Annotated in this window: 9 protein-coding genes; 8 read left to right on the forward strand and 1 reads right to left on the reverse strand. The window is 65.0% G+C overall.

The window, feature by feature from the left end; genetic code table 11:
• Positions 1-19: 19 nt before the first annotated feature.
• The 8 genes from A3A5_RS0121595 (at position 20) to A3A5_RS43490 (ending at position 5787) form a co-directional block, all read left to right on the forward strand.
• A complete protein-coding gene (locus tag A3A5_RS0121595; protein ID WP_026200989.1) occupies positions 20-1243 on the forward strand; it encodes a CaiB/BaiF CoA-transferase family protein in 1224 nt (407 codons plus the stop codon).
• A gap of 62 nt (positions 1244-1305) precedes the next feature.
• Positions 1306-2289, forward strand: a complete 984-nt coding sequence (locus A3A5_RS0121600) for a tripartite tricarboxylate transporter substrate binding protein (RefSeq protein ID WP_018312605.1) — start codon at positions 1306-1308, stop codon at positions 2287-2289.
• A 153-nt stretch (positions 2290-2442) separates the two neighbouring features.
• Positions 2443-3531 carry a substrate-binding domain-containing protein gene (locus tag A3A5_RS0121605; RefSeq protein WP_018312606.1) on the forward strand — a complete coding sequence of 363 codons (1089 nt, stop codon included), beginning with the start codon at positions 2443-2445 and terminating at the stop codon, positions 3529-3531.
• Between the two features lie 246 nt (positions 3532-3777).
• On the forward strand, positions 3778-3885 hold the full coding sequence (locus A3A5_RS45780) for a type II toxin-antitoxin system HicA family toxin (RefSeq protein WP_369797805.1): 108 nt from the start codon (positions 3778-3780) through the stop codon (positions 3883-3885).
• Between the two features lie 51 nt (positions 3886-3936).
• Positions 3937-4353, forward strand: coding sequence for a type II toxin-antitoxin system HicB family antitoxin (locus A3A5_RS0121610; RefSeq protein WP_018312607.1), 417 nt, complete (start codon positions 3937-3939; stop codon positions 4351-4353).
• 31 nt (positions 4354-4384) lie between these two features.
• Positions 4385-5047 (forward strand): DNA oxidative demethylase AlkB, encoded by a 663-nt coding sequence (gene alkB, locus A3A5_RS0121615; RefSeq protein WP_018312608.1) that lies wholly within the window; start codon positions 4385-4387, stop codon positions 5045-5047.
• Positions 5048-5130: 83 nt separating this feature from the next.
• Positions 5131-5619, forward strand: coding sequence for a GFA family protein (locus A3A5_RS0121620; protein WP_026200990.1), 489 nt, complete (start codon positions 5131-5133; stop codon positions 5617-5619).
• An 18-nt stretch (positions 5620-5637) separates the two neighbouring features.
• Positions 5638-5787 carry a hypothetical protein gene (locus tag A3A5_RS43490; protein WP_018312610.1) on the forward strand — a complete coding sequence of 50 codons (150 nt, stop codon included), beginning with the start codon at positions 5638-5640 and terminating at the stop codon, positions 5785-5787.
• A gap of 36 nt (positions 5788-5823) precedes the next feature.
• Here the strand turns inward: A3A5_RS43490 and A3A5_RS0121630 are convergent.
• A partial coding sequence (locus A3A5_RS0121630) for a PLP-dependent cysteine synthase family protein (RefSeq protein WP_018312611.1) occupies positions 5824-6357 on the reverse strand: 534 nt, incomplete at its 5' end.

Here is a 6357-nt window from a genome sequence, read left to right on the forward strand (position 1 = left end):
ATTCACAGGAGGCAAGACCATGGCAGGACCTTTGGAAGGCATCCGGGTGCTCGACCTGAGCCGCATCCTTGCGGGACCGTGGAGCACCCAATTGCTGTCGGACCTCGGTGCCGACGTGATCAAGGTGGAGCGGCCCGGCAGCGGGGACGATACGCGCGCCTGGGGGCCGCCCTTCCTGGCCCGGGAAGACGGCACCCCGACGGCTGAATCGGCCTATTTTCTTTGTGCCAATCGTGGCAAGCGCTCGATCACCGTGGACGTCAGCAGCGAGGCGGGACAGGCCGTGCTCCGCGAACTGGCGAAGACGGCCGACGTCTTCGTCGAGAACTATAAATGCGGCGACATGCGGCGCTATGGCCTCGACTACGACACGTTGGCGGAGCTCAATCCACGCCTGGTCTACTGTTCGATCACCGGCTTCGGACAGACCGGGCCGTACAGTCACCGGGCCGGCTACGACTTCGTTGTGCAGGCCATGGGCGGGCTCATGAGCATCACCGGCGAGTGCGACGACCGTCCCGGCGCAGGGCCGCAGAAATGCGGCGTACCTATCTCGGACCTGATGACAGGGATGTACGCGTCGGTGGCCATCGTCAGCGCCTTGTTCGAACGGGTAGAGAGCGCGCGCGGCCAGTACATCGACATGAGCCTGCTCGACACGCAGGTCGCGTGGCTTGCGAACCAGGCTTCCAACTTCCTGGTAGCGGGTTCCGAGCCACGACGCTGGGGTAACGCCCATCCGAACCTCGCGCCGTACCAATCGTTCGCGACCAGCAATGGCGCGCTGATCGTTGCAGTCGGCAATGACCGGCAGTTCGGCGCCCTGTGCGCCGCACTGGACCTGGGCGAACTGGCACGCGACGAGCGCTACGCGACCAACGCCGCGCGCCTGAAGCACCGCGAGGGCCTGGTCTCCTTGCTGGCGGACCGATTTCGTGGCCACGACACGGCAGCCTGGCTGGTCGACCTGGAAGCCGCGGGCGTGCCGTGCGGACCGATCCATTCGATTCCGCAGGCCTTGTCGGATCCGCAGGTGCGCTCGCGCGGCATGGTGTTCTCGCTTCCCCATGGAAGCGGAGCGATCGCACCGCAGATCGCCAACCCGATCAAGTTTTCCCGCTCCACCGTCGCGTATCGGCGTGCCCCGCCAGTGCTCGGCGAGCATACGGACGACATCCTGAGCCGCGACCTCGGCTGGTCCGCGGACCGGATTTCGGTATTGCGCAAGGGAGGAACGATTTGAACCGCAGGTAGCACAAGCGCGATCCCGAAGCAGGATCGCATCAGGAGACAGGAGACCCCATCATGCATCGATATCTACGACAAGCGTCCGCCGCCCTGCTTTGCCTGGCAGCGATCTCCGGTTGGCAGCACGCTGCGGCCAAGGACTGGCCCGCCCAGCCGGTCCGCGTGGTCTTGCCCTATCCGCCCGGCGGCGCTTCAGATGTCACCGCCAGGCTGCTGAGCGCAAAGCTTAGCCAGGCCTGGGGAGAATCCGTCGTCATCGAGAATCGGCCGGGCGCCAACGGCATCATCGCCAACGAACTGGTGTCGAAATCGGCCGCGGACGGATATACGGTGCTGATGGCCAACCTTGGTCCGAATGCGATCAATCCTGCGGTTTATTCGAAGTTGCCCTATGACTCGGTCAAGGATTTCGCGCCCGTGATCCTGGCGACTACCGTTCCGCTCATCATCGTCACGGCGGCGAACTCACCCATCAAGGATCTGAAGCAACTGATCGCCGTGGCCAAGGATAAGCCTGGCGAGATCACCTTCGGCTCGGCAGGCAACGGGGCGAGCAACCACCTCGCGGGCGAACTGCTCAATACCATGGCGGGCGTCAAGATGGCGCATGTCCCTTACAAGGGCGACGGCCCCTCGTTGACCGACGTGCTGGGCGGCCAGATCCATGTCGCGTTGCCGACGGCCCTGGCCGGCATGCCGCAGGTCAAAAGCGGCAAGCTGCGCGCGCTTGCGGTCACCAGCAAGAAGCGCCTACCGTCCTTGCCGGATGTTCCCACGGTAGACGAAGCACTGGGCATTAACGGCTATGAGGCCGTATCCTGGGGCGGCTTCATGGTGCCGACGGGAACGCCGCCGGCCATCATCAGCAAGATGAATGCTGAGTTCAACAAGGCGTTGCAATATCAGGATATCCGGGAGAAGCTGCGGGCTCAGGGCGCCGAGATCGTCGGCGGCACGCCAGAGTCGTTCGACACCTTCCTTCGCGCCGAACTCGCCAAATGGAAAAAGGTGGCGGACTCTGCCAAGGTGCGGCTCGACTAGCCGCGGCAAGCGCCGGCCGCATTTGCCGCGACCGGCGCTTGCGTGGCGTTCCTGCCCCGCGGACTTGCCCCCCGCGATACAATGCGACCCGTGGACAGGCTCATCCTTCACTCCAACCTTGCTCGTCCCCTTCGTTTTCGAGGCATGCCGAATATGGTCAACGTGAAACAGGTCGCTCTCCTTGCCGGCGTGTCTTCCGCCACCGTATCGCGCGCGTTGTCAGCACCGGAATTGCTGCGCCCAGAGACCCTCAAGCGCGTGCAGGAAGCGATTGCCAGCCTCGACTATGTGCCCTTTGCCGCTGCCCGGATCCTGCGTTCGGGACGGACCATGTCCATCGGCATCATTGCGCCGACGCTGATGAACGAGCTGTACGCAAGAGCTGTGGACACCCTTGAGAAGCAGCTCGAAGCGCTCGGCTATACCGTTGTTCTGACGTGCCATCGCGACAACAGCGAAATCGAGTTGCGCTGTGCGCGCGAACTGCTGGAGCGGCGCGTGGACGGCATCGCCATCATCGGTTCGCAGCACCATCCCGAAGTCTTCTCTCTTATCCATAAGCACAATGTCCCCTATGTGCTGATGTGGGCAACGGATCGCGAAGGCAGCCATCCTACGGTCGGCTACGACAACCGGCTCGCGATGCGGCGGCTGACCGCCTACCTGGTAGGCCTTGGGCACCGCGAATTCGCTGTCCTCCCGGGGCCGCTGAACACTCAGCATCTGTCGGTCCAGCGGCTGGAAGGCGTCAAGGACGTGCTCAGCGAACACGGCATCGCATTGCGTGATGAGCTGGTCCTGCCCACTCCCTATGAGGTCGAGCCGGCCCGCGCCGCGGCGCGCGCGTGTCTGACCAGTCCACATCGGCCTACCGCACTGATCTGCATAAACGACTTCATCGCGGTCGCCGCCATCGCCGAATGCCGCGCTCTGGGCCGGTCCATTCCGGCCGATATCTCCGTGACCGGTTTCGGGGACTGGCAGGTCGCGGAGCTTATCACCCCCACCCTGACAACCATGCGGTCGAATCCAGTGCGTATCGGCGAACTGACCGCGAGGAACATCATTGCGCAGATAGAAGGCACGGCACGGCGAGAAGAACTGCAGAACGAATTCGAGCCCGAACTGATCGTACGGGAAAGCACGGCCCGCCTCGGCGGTCCAGTCCCTGCGCTTCCCAAGAACCACGTGGCGGCGGACGGTGACGCTGCGATGGGTCGAACAGCTGAGAAGGGTCGATAGGCGCCGTTGACCAGGAGTGGCGTCGCGGCCAGTGGAACAAGACAGAAGCCCCACGAACTGATCGTGGGGCTTCTTGACTTCTCAAAGGCAGTTTCTGGCTTTCAGCACTTTTGCTGCTAGAATCAGTAAGCATTTTTGCTTACCTTTGATGTCCCCTAAGATGCAGGAGGATTCGGATAAAGCAGAGCGAATTCCGGCGTTGGCTCGCCGGACAGGACGCCACCTCCAGCGACGAAGCAAAAGCATGTGAGGCTGTATCTCAATGGCAGGCAGTCCACGCTGCCACGGCATCCCAGCCATGAAATCCGTGAAGGGCTGCGCAAGGCGATTCTCAAGCAGCTCGGCCTGTCATGAGTCATCGACCTCACGTCCCGACATGCCCTCGCCGTCCAAAGGAGTACAGATATGCTGCGTTTCCCTGCCAACGTCGTCCCGGACGACGGCGGTTTTACGGTCTCGTTTCCCGATATCCCGGAAGCCCTGACTTGCGGCGATACCATCGAGCAGGCGTGCGAAATGGCTGCCGATGCCCTGGCCACGGCCATGGAGTTCTACTTCGAGGATGGACGCCCGGTGCCGCTGCCGTCCAGGGCGAAACGCAGCCAGCATCTGATCGAGCTTCCGGCCAGCGTTTCAGCAAAGGTGCTGCTGCTCAACGAGATGATCGCGCAGGGCGTCACACAGGCCGAACTGGCACGCCGGCTGAATACGCGCAAGCAAGAGGTGCAGCGTATCGTCAACCTCGAGCATGCGACCAAGATCGACACGATCGAGGCAGCCTTCCGGGCGCTTGGGAAGCGGCTGGAACTCACGATCGCCTGACCGCGCCGAAGCGCCCGCAATCGTCAACGCCATGACTTTCGACCTGTTCGACGACCTGCCACCGAGTGGCCCCGCCACCGCCACCGTCGACCCCCTCGCCGATGGCGCCGTAGTCCTGCGCGGCCTGGCCCGGCCCGACGCCGAAGTGCTGCTCGCCGACGTCGGGGCCATCGTCGCCATCGCTCCCTGGCGGCACATGATCACCCCCGGCGGCCTGAAGATGTCGGTGGCCATGACCAACTGCGGCACGGTCGGCTGGGTCTCCGACGCGCGCGGCTATCGCTATGACCCCGTCGATCCGCTGCGCGCAAAGCCGTGGCCGGAGATGCCTGCGAGTTTCCGGCAGCTCGCCACCGCCGCCGCAGCGCAAGCAGGCTTTGCCGGTTTCGAGCCGGATGCCTGCCTGATCAACCGCTATGAGCCGGGCACCCGGCTCTCGCTGCACCAGGACCGCGACGAGCGCGATTTCAGCGCGCCCATCGTCTCGGTCTCGCTGGGGCTGCCCGCGGTGTTCCTGTTCGGCGGCATGCGCCGCGCGGACCGTCCGCAGCGGGTGCGGCTGGCGCATGGCGACGTGGTGGTGTGGGGCGGGCCGTCGCGGCTGGCCTTCCACGGCGTGGCGCCGCTGGCCGATGGCGACCATCCGCTGCTGGGGCGGCTGCGCATCAACCTGACGTTCCGCAAGGCGCTGTAGCCCTCAGCGCCGCCTTTGCACTTTGCCAGGGGTTTTCTACAGTCTATGGACTGCCCTTAACGCCATCGAGCAAAGGCCACACCATGCATCTAGACGGCTCCTGCCATTGCGGCGCCATCCATTTCTCGCTTGAGTCCGATTCCCCCTGCCCTTATATGCATTGCCATTGCTCGATCTGCCGCAAGACGGCGGGGAGCGGCGGCTACGCGATCAACCTCGGCGGCGATGCGGCCACGCTACGCGTGCGCGGGCGCAAGTACCTTCGCATCTATCATGCCGTGCTGCGCGAACCCGGCAAGCGCGCGCGGCGCTCGCCGGCGCAGCGGCATTTCTGCGTGAAATGCGGCAGCGCGCTGTGGCTTTGGGACCCGCGCTGGCCGGAGCTGGTGCATCCGCATGCGTCGGCCATCGATACGCCGCTGCCGCGCCCGCCGGAGGTGGTGGAGGCGGCGCTGGAATCTGTCGCGCCCTGGGTCGACGTGCCCAAGGGCAAAGGCCATGTGCACTGCGGCACCTGGCCGGAAGAATCGCTGGCGGACTGGCACAAGCGGCACGGCCTGTCGTCGCGCTGAAAGGCTGCCGTTCGCGATATGAACCGTGACCTGGTCTCGGCGCACTGGCTGCCCAATGCGGGCATCGGCTACCGCTTCGAGTTCAAGCCGCGTGTCAATGTGCGGCTTGATGCCGGCTTCGGGCGGCGCACGCGCGGGGTCTGCTTCCAGATCAACGAAGCGCTCTGAGCGCCCGGGACGCAAGGCCCGGGCGCTCATGCCTGCTCAGGCGGGCAGGAACCCTTCGACGGTCAGGTAGCGTTCGCCGGTGTCATAGTTGAAGCCCAGCACGCGCGCATTGGCCGGCAGCTCGGGCAGCTTCTGCGCGATCGCGGCCAGCGTGGCGCCGGACGAGATGCCGACCAGGATGCCTTCCTCGCGCGCGCAGCGGCGTGCCATCTCGCGCGCGGGCTCGGCGTCGACCTGGATCACGCCGTCGAGCAACGAGGTATCGAGGTTCTTCGGGATAAAGCCCGCGCCGATGCCCTGGATCGGGTGCGGCGCCGGCGCGCCGCCGGAGATCACGGGCGAGGCCACCGGCTCGACGCCAAAGACCTTGAGCTGCGGCCACTTGTCCTTCAGCACGCGGGCGCAGCCCGTCAGGTGGCCGCCGGTGCCGACGCCGGTGATCAGCACATCCAGCCCCTCGGGGAAGTCATTCAGGATTTCCTGCGCGGTGGTGCGCNCGTGCACGTCGACATTGGCCGGATTCTCGAACTGCTGCGGCATCCATGCGCCCGGCGTGGCGGCGACCAGTTC

It is taken from the genome of Cupriavidus sp. UYPR2.512 (assembly GCF_000379565.1).
Lineage (GTDB): Bacteria > Pseudomonadota > Gammaproteobacteria > Burkholderiales > Burkholderiaceae > Cupriavidus.